The organism is Pseudomonas sp. NBRC 111119, assembly GCF_001320125.1.
In the GTDB taxonomy this organism is placed as follows: domain Bacteria; phylum Pseudomonadota; class Gammaproteobacteria; order Pseudomonadales; family Pseudomonadaceae; genus Aquipseudomonas; species Aquipseudomonas parafulva.
The window spans coordinates 77,667-95,018 of the sequence record NZ_BCAV01000024.1; the positions used below are offsets into that span (position 1 = coordinate 77,667).

Here is a 17,352-nt window from a genome sequence, read left to right on the forward strand (position 1 = left end):
CAGGTGACCTGAGCGTAGATGGCCATATGCCCTATTTCAAGAACAGCCAATTGGACATGTAGCTGCCATCCAGCGAGATGCGGTAATGCCCATCCTTGTAGCTGAGCGGCAGCGGCTTGAGCTGGGCCTGGGCATCTCGGGCGAACAGTTTGAGGCCGGCTGGTGCCTTGATGCTCAGGTCGACCTTGAGCGGCTCGACGTAGAAGGGCGTCTTGTCATCGGCCTTGGGGACAGCGCGGGTGCCCAGCGACAGCAGCAGGCTGCGGGATTGGCCCAGAGGCTCGCCGTCCAGGCTCTGCACTGCCACGCTGGCATAAGGCGTATGGGCCTTGATCTCGATGGCACCCAAGGTGAGGGTGCGCTCGCCCAGCCAACCGGTAGCCGCCTGGGTCAGTGGGGTGTCGATGGTGTAGATGCCCTGTTGCCAGTTGCGCGACAGCTCTCCCGTGTCACTGACCACGTGGCTGGCATCGGCTGGCAGCAACGCTTGCCCGGGGTCAACCAACACCTGCGCATCAGCGGGCACGGCGGCAGGTTTCAGCCATGGCAGTTCTGGCGTCACCGGCAGCGCGATCTGCAACTGGCCCAGGCCCACTGCCGTGCGCAGCAGTGCCGAGGTGCGTGGGGTGATTTCCTGGTTGTACAAGGTGGCAGGTGGCGGGGCGAACACGAAGTGGGTCTTGGCCAGTTGCACATCGCCGCGGCGGTACAACAGGGCGGCTGCGGGCAGGGTGGCGAGCATGGCCGGGTCGTTGTAGGCATGCCAGTTGTCCGCGGTGCGCCAACCGGGGTTGAACGCCTGCTGGCTGTAGGCGTATTGCAGCATCGCGTCCCAGCCCTGGTAGCTGGCGGTGCCGGCCACGTACAGCGGCAGTGAATGGCGGTCGGGCAGGGGGAATGGCTCGGCATTCCACTCGGTAACGGTCAGCGGCTTGCCGACCACCTGGGCAGCCGCCAGCCAGTCGATCATGCCATCGCTGGTGAGGGGGTTCTTCTCCAGCTGGCCGCCGGCACCGTAGCTGTGGGCATCGATCACATCACCCACGCTCAACGCGGGCAGGGCACTCAGCCCGTTGCCACCCCAGGTGCTGGTGGTGGCAATCGGCACCCGCACCCCCAGGCCCCGCAGGTGCGCGATCATGTCGGCATTGAAGCGCTGTTCCAGGTCATTGAGAAACAGCTTTGACGGACCGTGCTCCCAGGCGCGCCAGGTCTGGTCCGCTGGCAGGTCGTGCTGCCTGGCGAATGCCTTGGCGGCAGCCATATAACGCTCACTGTGCTGCGGTACGCCTTTGTCGGGCAACAGCGCGTTGCCGTAATGCTGGGTAATGTCGTTTTCGTTGGTGATGAGCACGGCGGCGATGGCCGGGTCATCCTTGTAGGCAAGCCCGGTGTAGGCATTCACGTGGGTCAGGTATTGCTCGGCAAAGCGCTTCATCGCCTGCTGGATGCTGGCGTTGACGTAGGCGTAGCCCTTGAGGTCAACCCGGTCGCCGCCCTTGGCCAGTTCGTCGAAATCATCGATGCCGTCGCCTGCGGCAAGCGCCCTTTGCACATGCATGTCCAGCCAGATGTAAATGCCTTCGTCCTTCAACGCCTTGATCCACAGGTCGAGCTTGCGCAGGGCTTCGGCGTCCAGCTGGCGGGTATCGCGCACACGTGTGCCATCGCCGAACACGTTGGGGCTGACCCAGGGCGAGTCGTGGTGGTGCAGGCGCACCAGGTTGAACCCCAGCGCCGACAGCCGCTTGGCTTGCTGGCGAATCTCTTCGTCAGGGCTTTTGAACAATGAGTAGGCCGACAGGTTGGTGCCCCAGAAGCGCACCGGGGTGTTGTCCTCGAACAGCAATCGCTCGCCCTCAGCCTTCAGGAAGCCGTGCTTGCCGGCAGGCTTTTCCTGGGCGTTGAGAAACGACAGGTCCACCGGGGAGGTGCGCCAGTCCAACTGGTCGTCTGGCCAGCTGGCGGGGTCTACCAGGCCAAAGCGTTCAGTGGCCGTGGGCGCCAGGGCGATGTCGCCGGTCACGTTGAGCACGGCTTTTATCTGCTGCTTGCCCGGGGTGATCGGGTCTTTGTACAGAAAAGCGCGGAGCTCGGCCGGGTTGCCCCGCTCGAAGTAGATGTTGGCCAGTGGCGGGTCGAAGCGCATTTCCACGCGCCGCCCCTTGTCTGCATTGCCCCACGACCAGCCGCTGTTGCCGGGCAACAGGTGTGGCGGGCCCATTTCGCCACTGATCTGGGCGGGGTCGAACTGGAACATGATGCCGCCACCCATTACCCCGGCCTGGCGGCTGTGGGCGGTGAGGTCGAAGACCCAGACGAGGGTTTGTGGCTGTTCTTTACCGATGCTGGCCTGCAGGTCGAAGTCCAGTGCCTTGTTCTGCCCTTGCAGGCTGTACTGGTAGGGGCCGTCTACCTTGAACCCGGTCTGGAAGGCCGTCCAGCTCCAGTTCCCTGCCCAGAAGTCGAACTTGGCCGTCATCACGGGCCCGCCGCCCCGAGTCACGGTGGGCAAGCCATTGCTTTCATCGACACTCACTTGCCAGGCCGTCGCCCACCCGGCCAGTGGCAGCACGGCCAGTGCGGCCAGGGTAGAAAGGCGCAGCAGGGATCGCAGCCGGTGCGGGGTCATGGCAAGTTCCTGGGAAGGGAGGGCCTGGGGCCGGTGGCGGGGTCTGCCAGCGGCAACGCCTGGCGCTGGTGAAGCCTGCGCACCATGTGCACATAGGCCACACCAATGCCCGCGATTGACCAGTACACGATGGGGATGAAGGTAATGCTGCTGACGGTGAAGATGATGACCAGAATGCCGACCAGCGTGGCCAGCAGCACCCGGCCCAGCTGCCTTCGCTCGTCGTCCTTGTCTTCGAAACTGCGCATGGCCTTGTAGATGCCATGCAGTACCACCGCGAAGAACGCCACGAACAGGCCCAGCCCCACCAGCCCCACCCGCAGCGCCAGGTTGATGTAGGTGTTGACGATATCAATGATGCCTTCGCCCTGGATCATCGACTGCATTTCCGGCGTGTTGCGGAAATCGAACGAGCCGAACAGCGGGTTACGCTGGATCACGATCCAGGCGTTGTCCATCAGCCGTTCGCGATAGGTGATGTTTTCTTTTTCCAGGTTGCCAATGAATGGCAGCAGGTCCAGTACCTTGTCACCACCCGGTACCACGCTGAGCAAGGGCAGGGCGAGCATGCCGGCCGCTGCCAGCAGCGTCAGGCGCTTTACCGCCCCCCTGCCCAAGGCAATGAACACCGCCACGATAACCACCGCGCCAATCCACGGCCCCCGGGACAACGGCGCAAACAGCCCGGCAGCCAGCAACAGTGCGCCCATCAGCCGGTGAAGCGGGCGGCGTACGTACCCCTGCACAAACAGGAACAAGCCAATGGCTACGCTCATCACGTAACCCAGCACGATGGCCTGCCCGGTAGTGACGCTGGCACGCAATGCCCCGCCTCGGCTGAGGTAACCGGACAGGGTCCAGGGCACGCCCATGGCGTCGATCAGCGCGCTGTACAGCAGCCAGTGCCGCACGTATTCGGCCACCGCAATGATCGCCAGCACAAATGACACCAGCACGAAGGCCAGCAGCGCGTCCTTGAACTCACTGAGCTGGCGCAGGCCGCGGCTGGCAACGTAGTAGGGCAGGAACACATCGATGTACAGGTACAGGGCCTGGCGCAGGGTGTCGGTGAGCGTGGTTTCGCGCAGGTACAGCCCGCCCATCAGCAACAGGCCGGCCGCCAGCAGCCGGTCGGCCCAGGTACGGCCAAAGCGCAGCCCGTCGGGTTGACGGCGCAGTGCCAGGGCCGCCGGCAACAGCACGCACAGGGTCAATAGCCGGATGTGGTTGAGATCGACCAGGTAGTTGACCACGCCAAACCCTGGCACCTGTACCGCCGCAGGGGGGATCAGGAACAGCAGCATGTAGAACAGCGCCGTGGGGTTGTGCTCCCGGCGCCCGGCCAGGTACAGGATCACGCCCGCCGCAATGACGTACAGCCAGAAGCTCTGGGACACGAACGCCAGCACCGTCAACACGAACCACAGGTTGCGCCTGCGCTTGAAGTCGGCGGGTGGAATCAGGTCGGTGGCTGGCCGGCGAGCCAGCACGAAAACCACGGTTGCCAGAAACAGGATGACGATCAGCGCGCGTAAATGTTCAGGCATCGGCTATGTACACCTTTCCCTTGGTGGGCAACGGCTAGCAACGTGGCTAAATGAAACTATAGTGACTTTTAGCCATTCAGTCAGAGATTGAACGCATGCCGTCGATTGATGTGCCAGCCGCCGCCAGCCTGCGCTCGCGGGCCCTGCATGCCGGGTCGTGGAACCTGGTGTCGCAGGTGGCATCGCAGCTCATGCGCCTGGGTGGCAACCTGGTCATGGCGCGCCTTCTACTCCCGGAAATGTTCGGCGTGATGGTGATTGCTACCACGGTATCCGTACTGCTGCACTTGCTCTCAGACGTGGGCCTTCGGCAGAACATCATCCAGAGCCACCGGGGTGATGACCCTGCGTTTCTCAATACCGCCTGGACCGTGCAGATCATCCGCGGCTTCACTTTGTTCGCCCTGACCTTGCTGCTGTCGCTGTTGGCCTGGCTGGCCCAGGTGGAGAACGTGTGGCCTGCCGATTCCACCTATGCGGCACCGGTACTGCCCTGGGTACTGGCTGCCACCGGCCTGTCTGCGGTGATTTGGGGTTTTCAGTCGACCAAGCTGGATGTGGCGGTGCGCACCTTCCAGCAAAAGCGCGTGGTGCTGGTAGACCTGGCTTCGCAACTGGTCGGCTTGCTGGTGATGCTGGTGCTGGGCTACCTCACCCATTCCATCTGGGCGCTGGTGATCGCCGGGCTGGTGTCGGCGCTGGTGTGGACGGTGCTGGGGCATACCGCGCTGGAAGGCCACGGCAACCGGTTGCAGTGGGACCGCAGTGCGCTAACCGAGCTGATTGTGTTTGGCCGCTGGATCCTGTTGTCATCGATGGTAGGGGTGCTGGCCATGTACGGCGACCGCATCTGGTTTGGCGCCAGCATGACGGCTGCGCAACTGGGCGTGTACTCCATTGCGGTGCTGATCCTCGGTGCCGTGCAGATGGCAATCATGAAGGTGGTGGGGGCCGTGGCTCTGCCCGCATTCAGTGAAGCGGCGCGTGCCGATGACCGGCCGCGCCTGAACGCCCTGTACCAGCGCTTTCGCCTGTTGGTAGACCTGCTGGTGCTGTTTGTCTGCGGCGGCTTCCTGACCGCCAGCCCACTGCTGATCGGCTGGATGTACGACGAGCGTTACAGCGAGGCTGGGCCGATGCTCGCGATTCTTTCACTCTCTTTCCTTACATTGCGCTATACATTGGCGCATCAGGTATGGATTGCCCTGGGGCTGACCAAGTACCAGGCCATGGACAACATCATCCGCCTGGTATCGCTGTGGGGGCTGCTGCCGCTGCTGTTGGCCCTGGGCGGGGTGGACTGGGCGATCTGGGGCGTCGCCCTGCATACCGCCCCCACGCTGGTGTTGATCGTGTACGTGAATTGCAAGCTGGGGATATTCAGCCTGAAACGTGAACTGGTGGTGTTGCCGATGCTGCTGGTCGGCGCCCTGTGCGGGGCATTGCTCACGGCGGTATTCGAGCGGCTGTAGTGGGGCAGGCAAGTGTAACTTTCTTGGGGACGGGTCGGGTGATCATGGGGAAGCTGACAGTGTGTGCGTCGCAAGTGGGTCGTAGGGGCTTTCTGCAGAGTTGCGTACTGTTGGGCGTGGGGGGCGCAGTGCTTGGCCCCCGGGCGGTGCTGGCGGCCAGGCCTGCCGGGCAGGCGGGCTTCGTGGTAATCAACGGTTGGGTGTTGCCCGCCCGGTATTTTCGGGACCAGCCGGCATGATTGCCGATTATCAGCAGCAGAAAACGCTGCGGGGCAGCTATGACGTGTGCATCATCGGCGCAGGCCCTGCGGGCATCACCTTGGCGCTGCGCCTGGCAACTGCCGGCCACAGCGTATTGCTGGCCGAGGGCGGCGGGCAGGCATATTCGCCCCGCTCCCAAGGGCTGTACGCCTGCTCATCCAGCGGCCTGCAATTGTATGCCGAGGAAGCCCGGCTGCGTTACCTGGGCGGTACGTCCAACCATTGGGCAGGCCGCTGCCGGCCGTTCAGCCCCTCGGATTTCACGATCGCGCCCCCGGGCGACCTGCCGGGCTGGCCCATCCCCTATGAGGAAATCGAGCGTTATTTGCCGGCGGCGATGGACATTGTCGACCTGCCTGCCGGCGCGCCGTTCAAGGCCATCAATACCGGCCTGGATGGCGGTGAATTCGACCCGGACCGCTTTCTGCTCAGCCCGCCCACCCGGTTTGCGCAAAAGTACGCCACGGCCCTGGAGCAGACCGAGGGCCTGGACGTGTTCCTCAACTGCAATTGCGTCGACCTGGAATTCGACAGTGCCGCTGGCCGGCTGGCGGCAGTGGTGCTGTCTGATTACGAGGGCAACCGCCAGCGCCAGGTGGCGCGCTATTTCATCCTGGCCGCGGGCGCCATTGAAAATGCCCGGCAGTTGCTCAACAGCCAGTCGCTGGCAGATGCCGGTGTGATCAGCAAGGGCGGGCTGGTGGGCGGGTGCTTCATGGAGCACCTGAACGTCGACATGGGTACCTTCATTCTCAAGCCCGGGCTGGACCAGGAAGCCCGCGAGTACTACACCACCGACGCCTTCGTCGAGCAGTACAAGATCGGCAAGGGCAACGTCAGGGCCGCGCTGCTGGCTGAGGTGCAAACCTACGGCCGCACGGCCGAGGTGAAGCATTTTCTGGAAAACCTGGCCTGTGACATGGGCGTGGCCGGCAAGGTGGAATTCGTGGCCCGCTTCAGCTGCCCGGGTGATGGGGTGATCAGCACCATGATCGAGCAGTTCCCCAGCCTGCAAAGCCGTATCTCGTTGCTGGAGCAGAAGGACGCCCTGGGCGTGGCCAAGGTCAACGTCAACTGGGTGCTCACCGCCGAGGACCGCAACACCATCAAGTGCATCGGTACCACGCTGGCCACACAGTGGGCTGACATGGAACTGGGCTTCGTCAAGCTCAACGACTACGTCTACGACACGTCAATACCGCTGAAACTCTCGCCCCACGCCCACCACATGGGCACCACCCGCATGGCCGCTTCACCTCAGCACGGGGTGGTGGACACCGATTGCAAGGTGTTCGGTACCGACAACCTCTATGCGGCGGGTAGCAGCATCTTTGCCACCGGCGGTGCTTCCAACCCGACCATGCCGCTGCTGCAATTTGCCGTACGCCTGGCCGAGCACCTTGACGGGAGGATCAGCGCAGACCGCAGCGCAGCGGCGTAAAAAAGCGACAGGGCATGAGCGCGCACCGGTCAGCAACCACAAGAACGAGACCGTGGCGCTTCAGGGACTATTTGGATTGCATTGATCGCGAGGCCAGGCAGCATGATCGGATGGATACGCAGAGCCGTGACGCACTATGCGCACTCCACAGGGCGAGGACGCGCGTTCTACAAGAAATTCTGCAACCCGTCCGGGTTGGAGTGGGGGGCTTACCTGGCCCGCTGGGGTGGCTTTCATTCGGTGGGCAGTAACTTCTATGTCAACCAGGGCTGCAACATCACCGACCCGTCGTTGGTGCGCATCGGCAACAGTGTGGGGTTGTCCGACTGCACCCTGATCGGGCACGACGGGGTGGTGTTGCTGATCGAGCACCGCTTCGGCAAGCACCTGGATTCAGTCGGTTTCATCGACATCAAGGACAACTGCTTCGTCGGCCACGGCGCCATCGTCATGCCCAGGGTGACCATCGGCCCGGAATCGATCGTGGCCGCAGGTGCCGTCGTGACCAAGGATGTGCCGCCCGGCACGGTGTATGGCGGTAACCCGGCCACTTTTATCTGCACCACCGACGCGCTGATCAAACGGGTGGAAGCCCGCTGTGAGGCCTACCCCTGGATCGACATCGTCAAGCAGCGCAACGGCGCCTACGACCCAGAGGTCGAGCCACTGCTGATGGCGCAGCGGCGCCAGTACTTCTTCGGGGACAGCGACAATGGCTAAGCCCGTGGATGTGCTGGTGGTCAATTTCAACACTGGCGCTTTGCTGCAGCCCATGTTCGACGCTTTGCGGCAGGCCGGCAGTGATGACCTGGCCCGTTACCTGGTGGTCGACAATGCGTCGGCCGACGACTCCGTACGACGCCTGGCCGAAGTCTGCCCCGGCGCTGTAGTGCTGGCCAACCAACAGAACGTGGGGTTCGGCCGCGCCAACAATCAGCTGTTGGCGCACCTGCAGGGCCGCTATGCGTTGCTGCTCAATACCGATGCGTTCGTGGCCGCCGACACCCTGCGCAGAACCTTAGCGTACATGGAAAGCGATCCCCAATGTGGGGTGCTCGGCGTCAGGCTGGAAGGGCGTGATGGCGACCTGCAGCCAAGCTGCCGGTACTTTCCCACTCCGTTGAATGTGTTTGCAGGGCGTACGGGTTTGGGGCGGTTTTTCCCCGGGCTGAAAATGGTCGACGAGATGGGCTGGGACCATGCCTCGGTACGCGAATGCGACTGGCTGCCCGGCTGCTTCTACCTGGTACGCCGTGAAGTGCTGGACCAGGTGGGCCTGTTCGACCCACGGTTCTTCCTCTATTACGAAGAGGTGGACCACTGCAAGCGGGTCAAGGCCGCGGGGTGGAAGGTGGTGTTCTACCCCGACACCACGGTGGTGCACATCGGTGGCGAAAGCTCCAAGTCGGTAGCTGAACTGGAGGCGGCCAGCCGGCAGATCTCTGCTTACCAGATCGAAAGCGAGCTGCTGTACTTTCGCAAACACCACGGCATTGCCGGCCTGGCCTTGCACATGCTGCTGGTCAGCCTGGGCGACCTGGTGCTGGCGCTCAAGGCCTTGCTCAAGCGCCGGGGGCGGGCTGCGTTGCTGGCCTGCTGGCGCCATAGCAAGGCGACGTGGGCATTGCTGCTCAAAACCCGCTACGCCACCCAACCCACGAGGTAGTACGCGCCATGTTCGAGAATATTCGTGCCGACCTGCGGGCCCATGGGGGCGATTGGGGCGCACAGGGGTTCTGGGTGCTGCTGGTGTACCGCTTCGGGCGCTGGCGCTACGGGGTGCGCCCGGCCTTGTTGCGCAAGCTGTTTTCGTTCATCTACAAAGTGCTGTTCAAGTTCGTACAGATCATCACCGGCGTCGAGTTGCCCTGCGAAGCGGTGATTGGCCGCAATTTCGTCATCGACCACTTCGGCGGCATCGTCGTCAGTGGCTATGCGCGCTTCGGTGACAATTGCCGTATCCGCAATGGCGTGGTCGTGGGGCTGAAACGGGTGGACAGGCCGGTGGCGCCGGTATTCGGCGATAACGTGGATATCGGCACCGGGGCCAAGGTGCTGGGGGAAATCCGCATCGGTAACAACGTGATCATCGGGGCCAATGCCGTAGTGCTGGTGGATGTGCCGGACGACTGCATTGCGGTGGGAGTACCTGCCACGGTCAAGGCCAGGCGCACAGCCGGTGCGGAGGCTGTCGAGTGAGCGTTACGCCCGAGCTTGGCGTGGTGGTGATTGGCCGCAACGAAGGCCAGCGCCTGGCGCGCTGCCTTCAGTCCCTGGCTGAGCGCACCGACAGCGTGGTGTACGTCGACTCCGGCTCCACGGATGGCTCTGTGGCACTGGCGCAAAGCCTGGGTGTTCAGGTACTCGCGCTGGACCTGCGCATCCCCTTTACCGCTGCCCGCGCCCGCAATGAAGGCTTTGCAACCCTGCTGCGGTCAGTGCCGAGCTTGCACTGGGTGCAATTCGTTGACGGCGATTGCGAGGTGGCCCCGCGCTGGCTGGCTACCGCCCAGGCTTTTTTGCAGCAGCACGCCGATGTCGCAGTGGTGTGCGGGCGCCGCCGCGAGCGTTTTGCCCGGCAAACGCCTTACAACCTGCTTTGCGACATGGAGTGGGACACCCCGGTGGGCGAGGCCAAGGCCTGCGGCGGCGATGCATTGATGCGGGTACAGGCCTTTGACGCCGTCGGTGGGTTTCGCCCAGGCCTGATCGCGGGCGAGGAGCCCGAGTTGTGCGTACGCCTGCGGGCTGCAGGCTGGAAGGTCTGGCGCCTGGACGCCGAGATGACCCTGCACGACGCGGCCATGACCCGTTTCAGCCAATGGTGGCGGCGCTCCCAGCGGGCCGGCTTTGCCTATGCCGAAGGCGCGCAACTGCACGGTGCGCCCCCTGAGCGGCACTGGCTGCAGGAGTCCCGCCGGGCATGGCTGTGGGGCCTGGGCGTACCGTTGGTGGTGGTGCTAGCCTGCCTGGCGCTGGGCGCCTGGGGGTTGTTGCTGCTGGCTGTGTACCCGGTGCAGGTCGTGCGCCTGGCCCGTCGTGGTCAGCGCACCCCCAAGGAAAACTGGCTGCAGGCGGTGTTTCTGGTCATTGGCAAGTTTCCGGAAATGCTGGGGCAGCTGAAATTTTGGCGCCAGCGCCTGCTGGCCGGCAAATCGACGTTGATCGAGTACAAGTGAGAGCCCACCCATGATGCTCGGCACCCTCGTCAAAAGCGTATCCAGCCTGCAACCGGGTTACTCGTTACGGGCATTGAACAGCAAGCGCCGGCTGGTGCAGCAGATGCTCATCCACCGACACGACCTGGGCCGGTTCATGCAACGCATGCAGGCAGCGTTGGGGCCTGATTGCTGGCAGCGGCTGGGCATGGACGGCATAGGCGTCGTGCAATGGCCGTACATCAGCCGGGGCTGGGCGGCGCCGCGCCGGCTGGAGGCGGTGGCTGCGCACTTTGAAGTGGTGGCTGGCCAATTTCCGCACCTGCTGGTGGAGGGCCGGGATCAGTCCATCGTGCTGTACGACCTTTCTGCCCACGCTGCGGGTTGCAGCCTGGTACTGGACCGCCCAATCTGGTTCAAGCGCGAGGGCGAGCTGGTGCTGAACCTGTTCCAGGGTGAGCTGCGGGTCGCTTCGCTGGCGTTCACTCTTAGCCGCAGCGAAGGGCCGCTGGTGATGTTCGTCGGTGCCGTGCAGGGCATCCACAGGGGTATCGACAGCGACACCTCGCTGGCCATCTACCGCGACCTGACCAAGGATTTCGAAGGCCTGCGCCCCCGCAGCCTGCTGCTGGAGGCGCTCAAATGCCTGGCCCGGTGCCTGGGCGTGGCGGAAATCAACGCCGTGAGCGACGCTTACCGCCACCATCGGCACGCCTACTTCGGCCAAGACGAGGGCAAGCCCCTGGCAGCGGACTATGACGTTATCTGGCAGGAGAGCGGCGGCATGGCGTCGCACCGTGAAGGCTTCTTCGCCATACCCTTGGTGGCCGCACAGCGCGCCGAGGCGGACATCCCGGCCAAAAAGCGTGCTATGTACCGGCGCCGGCATGCGCTGTTGCTGGAGGTTTTCGCAGGTTTGCAGGGGGCATTGGCGGGCGCGGGTGGCAACCATGAACTACAAGGTAAACAGGGGGATGCATGCGTTGAGCGTGTATCGGCAGTGGGCAGACCGCCGGTGATCGGCAGCCAGGAACAGGGCTGACACAGGCGCTAGGCCATCAAGCGGGTTTGGATCTGGATTCGTATGCGTATCGCCTACTTCATCAATCAGTACCCGAAGGTGAGCCACAGTTTCATCCGCCGCGAGATCCTGGCGCTGGAGCGCCTGGGTGTGCAGGTGCAGCGTCTGGCGCTGCGGGGTTGGGATGCCGAGGTGCAGGACGCCGACGATGCCAGTGAAAAGCTCAAGACCCGTTACGTGCTGCAAGGCGGCTTGCGTGCATTGATCGCACCCACCTGGCACGCACTGCGCCATCAACCCCGGCGGTTCCTTCAGGCATTGTGCCTGGCCCTGGGCATGGGCCGCCGGGCCGATCGGGCCTGGCCCTACCATGTGATCTACCTGGCCGAGGCCTGCCAGTTGCTGCAGTGGTTGCAGGCCAGTGGGGCCAGCCATGTGCATGCCCATTTCGGCACCAATTCGGCTGAGGTGGTGATGCTGGCCAACGCACTGGGTGGCCCTGCGTACAGCTTTACCGTGCACGGGCCTGAAGAGTTCGATAAACCGCAGTTCCTGCACTTGGGTGAAAAGGCCCGACGCGCCGCGTTCGTGGCAGCCGTCAGCGCCTATGGGCGCAGCCAGTTGTACCGTTGGGTGGCCCACGAGCACTGGCCCCGGATAAAAGTGGTGCATTGTGGCCTTGAGCAGGCCTTTCATGCGGTACCGGCTGTAGCGGTGCCCGCTGCGCCCAGGCTGGTGTGCGTGGGGCGCTTGTGCGAACAGAAGGGGCAGTTGCTGTTGCTGGAGGCGGCGCGCAGGCTCGCCGCCGAGGCGACTGCGTTCGAGCTGGTGCTGGCAGGTGATGGCGAGATGCGCGGGGAGATTGAGCGGCTGATTGACCGCTACGGGCTGCAGCGCCATGTACGGGTGACAGGGTGGATCAGCAGCGCACAGGTGCGTGAAGAAATCCTCGCAGCACGTGCGCTGGTTTTACCCAGCTTTGCCGAGGGCCTGCCCGTGGTCATCATGGAGGCCATGGCCTTGCGCCGGCCAGTACTCACTACCTATGTAGCGGGCATCCCCGAACTGGTACGCCCTGGTGAAAATGGCTGGCTGGTGCCGGCTGGCGATGTGGAGCAACTGACCGAAGCCATGGCTGACTGCCTGGCGCAACCGGTGCAGAACCTGCAGCGCATGGGCGACGCGGCTTACCACCGTGTACTGCAACGCCATGACATTGATACCGAGGCGGCCCGGCTGGCCGGTTATTTCAAGGCAGACGCATGATTAGTGTATTGGGTGGGTTGCTGGGCATGCTGGCGTTGATCGCCCTGGTGCCGGTGCTGGTGCTTTTGCTGCAGGTGGTGCTGGCATGCCTGCCCGCGCCCCGGCAACGGCCGATGGCCGGTGGTGCAAGGCCGCCGGTGGCGGTACTGGTGCCCGCCCATGACGAGGCGTCGATCATCGCCACTACCCTGGCCAGCATCACCCCCCAGCTGCTGCCCGGCGACCGAGTGCTGGTGGTTGCGGACAACTGCACCGATGACACCGCACGGCTGGCGGGCGTTGCCGGCGCTGAGGTGGTCGAGCGCCAGGACGCACGGTTGCGTGGCAAGGGCTATGCGCTGGACTTCGGCCTGCGCCACCTGGCCAGCCAGGCCCCGGACGTGATGATCGTGGTGGATGCCGACTGCGTGGTGGGCGAGGGCGCCATCGAGCGCCTGGCACGGCGCTGCGTCGAGGCCGGCAGGCCGGTGCAGGGGCTGTACCTGATGCGCGCACCGGCAGGTGCCGGGGCGAAAGTGCAGGTCGCCGAATTTGCCTGGCGGGTAAAAAACCTGGTGCGCCCACGGGGTTGGGCCCGCCTGGGGTTGCCGTGCCAGCTGATGGGGGCTGGCATGGCGTTCCGTTGGCAGGACCTGGCGGGGGTCGACCTGGCCAACGGCCACTTGGTCGAAGACATTAAACTCGGGCTGGACCTGTGCCAGCAGGGCAAGCCCCCGCTGTTCTGCCCCGAGGCGTTGGTGACCAGCCAGTTTCCGGTGAGCCAGCAGGGCCTCAACAGCCAGCGCACCCGTTGGGAGCATGGCCACTTGGGCCTGATTCTGGCCGATGCCCCGCGGCGGGCCATGGCTGCGGTGCAGCAACGTAACGGTGCCCTGGCAGCCCTGACCCTGGACCTGCTGGTGCCGCCCCTGGCGCTGCTGGTGCTGGCCTTGCTCGGGCTGAATCTGCTGACCTGGCTGGCCTACGCCGTGCTGGGCCTGGCAACGCCAGCCTGGCTAGCCCTCTGGGCGCTTGTGTTGCTGGCGCTTGCCGTTGGCCTGGCCTGGTTGCGCTTCTGCCGGGAGGTCATTCCGTTCTCGGTGCTGCTGTACGCGCCTTTTTATGCCGCCCGCAAAATCCCGCTGTACCTGGGCTTTCTGATCAAGCGCCAGGTCGAGTGGGTGCGCTCCAAACGGGATGACGACTGATGCCTCGACGACTTTGGCGGCAGCGCTGGCAACGCATCATCGATCAGCTGCAGGTTGTGCAGAACAATGACGCAGCCCAGGGGCTGCTTGCGCAGCTCGCCGCCCCCACTGCGCCTACCGTACTGGGTTTCGTCAACGCCCATGCCATGAACCTGGTAGTGCGCGACAGCGCCTACTGCCAGGCGCTGCTGTCGGCAGGCGTGCTGTTGCGCGACGGTTCGGGCATGGCCATTCTGTACCGCAGGCTGGGGCTGGCGCCGGGCCTGAACATGAACGGCACCGACTTCATCCCCAGGCTGCTGGGGGCGTACCGTGGCCGCCGTGTGGCGTTCTGGGGCACGCGCCAGCCCTACCTGGGCCAGGCCGCGCAGCGCTGCGCGGCTACCTTTGGGGTACAGCCGGTGTCGGTGCACGATGGGTTCGCCGCCATCGACACCTACCTGGAACTGGCCGGCAAGCACCGGCCCGACCTGATCGTGCTGGGCATGGGCATGCCACGGCAGGAAGCCGTGGCGGCAGCGCTGGCCGACAGCGGCCAACCGTGCCTGATCATCTGTGGCGGGGCGATTCTGGATTTTCTGGGGGGCAAGGTCAGCCGTGCGCCGGGCTGGCTGCGGCGCTTCGGGCTGGAGTGGTTGTACCGCCTGGTGCGCGAACCCAAGCGCCTGTTCATGCGCTATGTGGCCGGTAACCCGCTGTTTCTGCTACGTACCCTGCTGTTCAGCAGCCGCTCGCCATGATGCTACAGTGAGATCAATGCATCGGCGCTTCACCCGCTTCGCTTACGCTGTTTTCAGGTTGGCTGTTTGATCGCTGGCAGTTGCCAGGCACACACCGAAGAGGTCTGAAATGGTTTTCGAACCCCGAAGCAGCCGTTCGTTGCTTCAGCGCAGAAGCAGTGTGAGCAACGCCATTCAGGCGGGCCTGGACGGCATCGCCGTCACCGGGATCGCCTGGTACCTGATCTACGACCAGTTTGGCTACATCACCTCCGACTACGTGATCATGCTGCTGTTGCTGATCGGTGCCCTGGCCGTCATCTATGACCATTACGCCATCTACCGCACCAATGTCAGCTTGTCGATCAAGGCGTTTCGCTTGTTCAAGGCTTGGTCGGCCACCTTCTGCTTCCTGGTGGTGATGGCGTTTCTGACCAAGCAGAGCGAAACCTATTCCCGGCTGTTGGTGGTGCAGCTGTTCATTATTGGCTACATCGCCCAGCTTTTTATGCACATCGCCGTGCGCGAGTTGCAAAAACGGTTCACGGCCCACGCCCGCCTGGAAAATGCCCTGATCATCGGGGAGGGTGATCTGGCCAATTTCCTCTACCAGAAAATCAGCAACAACCCATGGTTCGGCGAACGGGTGCTGGGCTGCGTGCTGCTGGGCCCGGCCCCTGCCGACGCGCCAGAAGCCGCCGAGGCCAAGCAACGCCTGCCAGTGCTTGGGCATATCGGCGAGCTGGACGACATCGTTGCCCGCCATGCCATCCGCACCGTCTACCTGGTGACCCCCCTGGGCGGTTCCGAGGTGATCAACCAGGTGTATTTCAAGCTGCTGGACAAATGCATCGCCGTGAACTGGGTGCCCGATATCTTCTCGCTGCGCCTGATCAACCACAGCGTGCGGGAAATCGCCGGCATCCCAGTGCTGACGCTTTCCGAAACCCCGCTCACCGGCATGAGCCTGTTCCTGAAAAACCTGGAAGACAAAGTGCTCGCTGCGCTGATTCTGCTATGTGCTTCACCGGTGCTGCTGGCGGTGGCCCTGGCGATCAAACTCGACAGCCCGGGTCCGGTGTTCTTCCGCCAGGAGCGCACGGGTTGGACCGGTGAGTCGTTCCGTATCTGGAAATTTCGCAGCATGCACGTGCACCAACCGGATGGCGGGGAGATCAAGCAGGCGCAGAAGCACGACCCCCGGCTGACCAAGGTGGGCGCGTTCATCCGCCGCACCAGCCTCGACGAGCTGCCCCAGCTGTTCAATGTGCTGACCGGTGAGATGTCGCTGGTGGGCCCCAGGCCCCATGCCCTGCAGCATGACACCCTGTATTCGCAGGACATCGTCGACTACTTCGCCCGCCACAACATCAAGCCCGGCATGACTGGCCTGGCTCAGGTACGCGGCTTCCGGGGGGAGACCAAGGACATCGAGCAGATGATCCAGCGCGTGGATTCGGACATCGAATACATCAACAACTGGTCGCTGTGGCTCGATTTCGTGATTCTGGTGCGCACCCTCAACGCTTTTACCGGCAAGCACGCCTATTGAGTGGGCGTCGGGCACTGGCCTAGCGGGTGCAACGCGCGAAAGCTGTGGGCTTCGGCCACCAGCCAGTCATGCACGGCCCGCGCGCCGGGTTGGCTCAGGCCGCCAGGCGGGTAGTGCACCACATAGCGCTTGTGGTTGGCGATGGCTACACCAAACGGCACGATCAGCGCGCCACGTTCCAGCTCGTCATTGAGCAGTGTCCGCCGGGCAATGGCCACGCCCAGGCCGGCAATGGCCGCCTCGATGGTGAGGTGGTTGCGATTGAAGGTGTGCCCGCGGCGCACATCCTGCGCGGCGGCGCCGATACCCTCCAGGTAGAACTCCCATTCTGCATACTCCGAGCTGCCCCGCCAGGCGGTGATGTCGTGCAGCAGCGGGTAGTGCACCAGGTCGGCCGGGCCGTGCAGGGGCGGGCGGCCACGCAGCAGGCCGGGGGAGCAGACCGGGAAGATCTGCTCGGCCAGCAGCGGGGTAGAAAGCATGCCCGGGTAACTGCCATCGTTCAGGTCGATGGCCAGGTCGAAGTCCCCCGGGGTCAGGGCCTGGGCACTGTCTTCAGCCACCAGCCGCAGTTCGATGTCCGGGTAGCGTTGCTGGAAGCGCGGCAGGCGCGGGGTCAGCCATTTGGCCAAAAATGACGGGATCGAGCGCACCCGCACAGTCCCGCGGATTTCACCCGCGTCCAGGCGCAGCAGTTCGGCCTCGATGCTGCCGTAGGCCTCAGCCACGGTCTGTGCCAGGCGCTGGCCCTCGGCGCTGAGCTCAACGCCACGCGCCCGGCGCACGAACAGGCGATAGCCCAGGCGGTCTTCCAACTGACGCATTTGCTGGCTGACGGCTCCGGGGGTGATGTGCAGCTCCTCGGCGCAACGGGTGAACGACAGGTGCCGCGCCGCGCAGGCGAAGACATGCAGCCAGACAAACGACTGGCCAGTGAGTTGATGCCGCATTGTTTAGCCCTGCTAAAGCCTTGCTTAGGAAGTATCGTTGGTCATTCCAGAGGATGAGGGCCAGTATTGCCTATAACAGGCGCTAGCGCCCACTTTCTTCGCATATCTGTTGCATGCCACAAGGCATCCAGCGGTCAGGTTTTAGC

General features: G+C 64.0%; 14 protein-coding genes. 11 read left to right on the plus strand and 3 right to left on the minus strand.

Features of this window, described 5'->3' with window-relative positions; translation table 11 throughout:
• Positions 1-31: 31 nt before the first annotated feature.
• Positions 32-2,632, minus strand: coding sequence for a cellulase family glycosylhydrolase (locus APH25_RS11350; RefSeq protein ID WP_060481994.1), 2,601 nt, complete (start codon positions 2,630-2,632; stop codon positions 32-34).
• Positions 2,629-4,179: an O-antigen ligase gene (locus APH25_RS11355; protein ID WP_028634080.1), complete on the minus strand. Its 1,551-nt coding sequence runs from the start codon at positions 4,177-4,179 to the stop codon at positions 2,629-2,631. Before APH25_RS11355 ends, APH25_RS11350 begins: the two co-directional genes overlap by 4 nt.
• A 95-nt stretch (positions 4,180-4,274) precedes the next feature.
• Here APH25_RS11355 and APH25_RS11360 point away from each other — a divergent pair, with 95 nt between their 5' ends.
• From APH25_RS11360 to APH25_RS11415, 11 genes are all read left to right on the plus strand, one after another.
• A complete protein-coding gene (locus tag APH25_RS11360; RefSeq protein ID WP_060481995.1) occupies positions 4,275-5,651 on the plus strand; it encodes an oligosaccharide flippase family protein in 1,377 nt (458 codons plus the stop codon).
• Positions 5,652-5,886: 235 nt separating this feature from the next.
• On the plus strand, positions 5,887-7,353 hold the full coding sequence (locus APH25_RS11370; RefSeq protein ID WP_060481996.1) for an FAD-dependent oxidoreductase: 1,467 nt from the start codon (positions 5,887-5,889) through the stop codon (positions 7,351-7,353).
• Positions 7,354-7,455: 102 nt separating this feature from the next.
• Positions 7,456-8,073: an acyltransferase gene (locus APH25_RS11375; RefSeq protein ID WP_028634076.1), complete on the plus strand. Its 618-nt coding sequence runs from the start codon at positions 7,456-7,458 to the stop codon at positions 8,071-8,073.
• A complete protein-coding gene (locus tag APH25_RS11380; RefSeq protein WP_060481997.1) occupies positions 8,066-9,019 on the plus strand; it encodes a glycosyltransferase family 2 protein in 954 nt (317 codons plus the stop codon). Before APH25_RS11375 ends, APH25_RS11380 begins: the two co-directional genes overlap by 8 nt.
• A gap of 8 nt (positions 9,020-9,027) precedes the next feature.
• Positions 9,028-9,552 carry a serine O-acetyltransferase gene (locus tag APH25_RS11385; protein ID WP_028634074.1) on the plus strand — a complete coding sequence of 175 codons (525 nt, stop codon included), beginning with the start codon at positions 9,028-9,030 and terminating at the stop codon, positions 9,550-9,552.
• The gene (locus APH25_RS11390) at positions 9,549-10,532 is read left to right on the plus strand and encodes a glycosyltransferase family 2 protein (RefSeq protein WP_060481998.1); all 984 of its coding nucleotides are present in this window, start codon (positions 9,549-9,551) and stop codon (positions 10,530-10,532) included. The genes APH25_RS11385 and APH25_RS11390 overlap by 4 nt, the downstream gene beginning before the upstream one ends.
• A gap of 10 nt (positions 10,533-10,542) precedes the next feature.
• Entirely contained in the window at positions 10,543-11,553 is a 1,011-nt protein-coding gene (locus APH25_RS11395; protein WP_060481999.1) for a DUF535 family protein, read from the plus strand.
• Positions 11,554-11,595: 42 nt separating this feature from the next.
• Positions 11,596-12,798 (plus strand): glycosyltransferase family 4 protein, encoded by a 1,203-nt coding sequence (locus tag APH25_RS11400; protein ID WP_060482000.1) that lies wholly within the window; start codon positions 11,596-11,598, stop codon positions 12,796-12,798.
• Positions 12,795-13,985: a glycosyltransferase family 2 protein gene (locus APH25_RS11405; RefSeq protein WP_060482001.1), complete on the plus strand. Its 1,191-nt coding sequence runs from the start codon at positions 12,795-12,797 to the stop codon at positions 13,983-13,985. Before APH25_RS11400 ends, APH25_RS11405 begins: the two co-directional genes overlap by 4 nt.
• A complete protein-coding gene (locus tag APH25_RS11410; protein ID WP_060482002.1) occupies positions 13,985-14,725 on the plus strand; it encodes a WecB/TagA/CpsF family glycosyltransferase in 741 nt (246 codons plus the stop codon). Before APH25_RS11405 ends, APH25_RS11410 begins: the two co-directional genes overlap by 1 nt.
• A 109-nt stretch (positions 14,726-14,834) precedes the next feature.
• A complete protein-coding gene (locus tag APH25_RS11415; RefSeq protein WP_028634068.1) occupies positions 14,835-16,256 on the plus strand; it encodes an undecaprenyl-phosphate glucose phosphotransferase in 1,422 nt (473 codons plus the stop codon).
• On the opposite strand, the gene APH25_RS11420 is transcribed toward APH25_RS11415, so the two are convergent.
• Positions 16,250-17,206, minus strand: a complete 957-nt coding sequence (locus APH25_RS11420) for a LysR substrate-binding domain-containing protein (protein ID WP_060482003.1) — start codon at positions 17,204-17,206, stop codon at positions 16,250-16,252. The genes APH25_RS11415 and APH25_RS11420 overlap by 7 nt on opposite strands.
• Between the last annotated feature and the right edge of the window lie 146 nt (positions 17,207-17,352).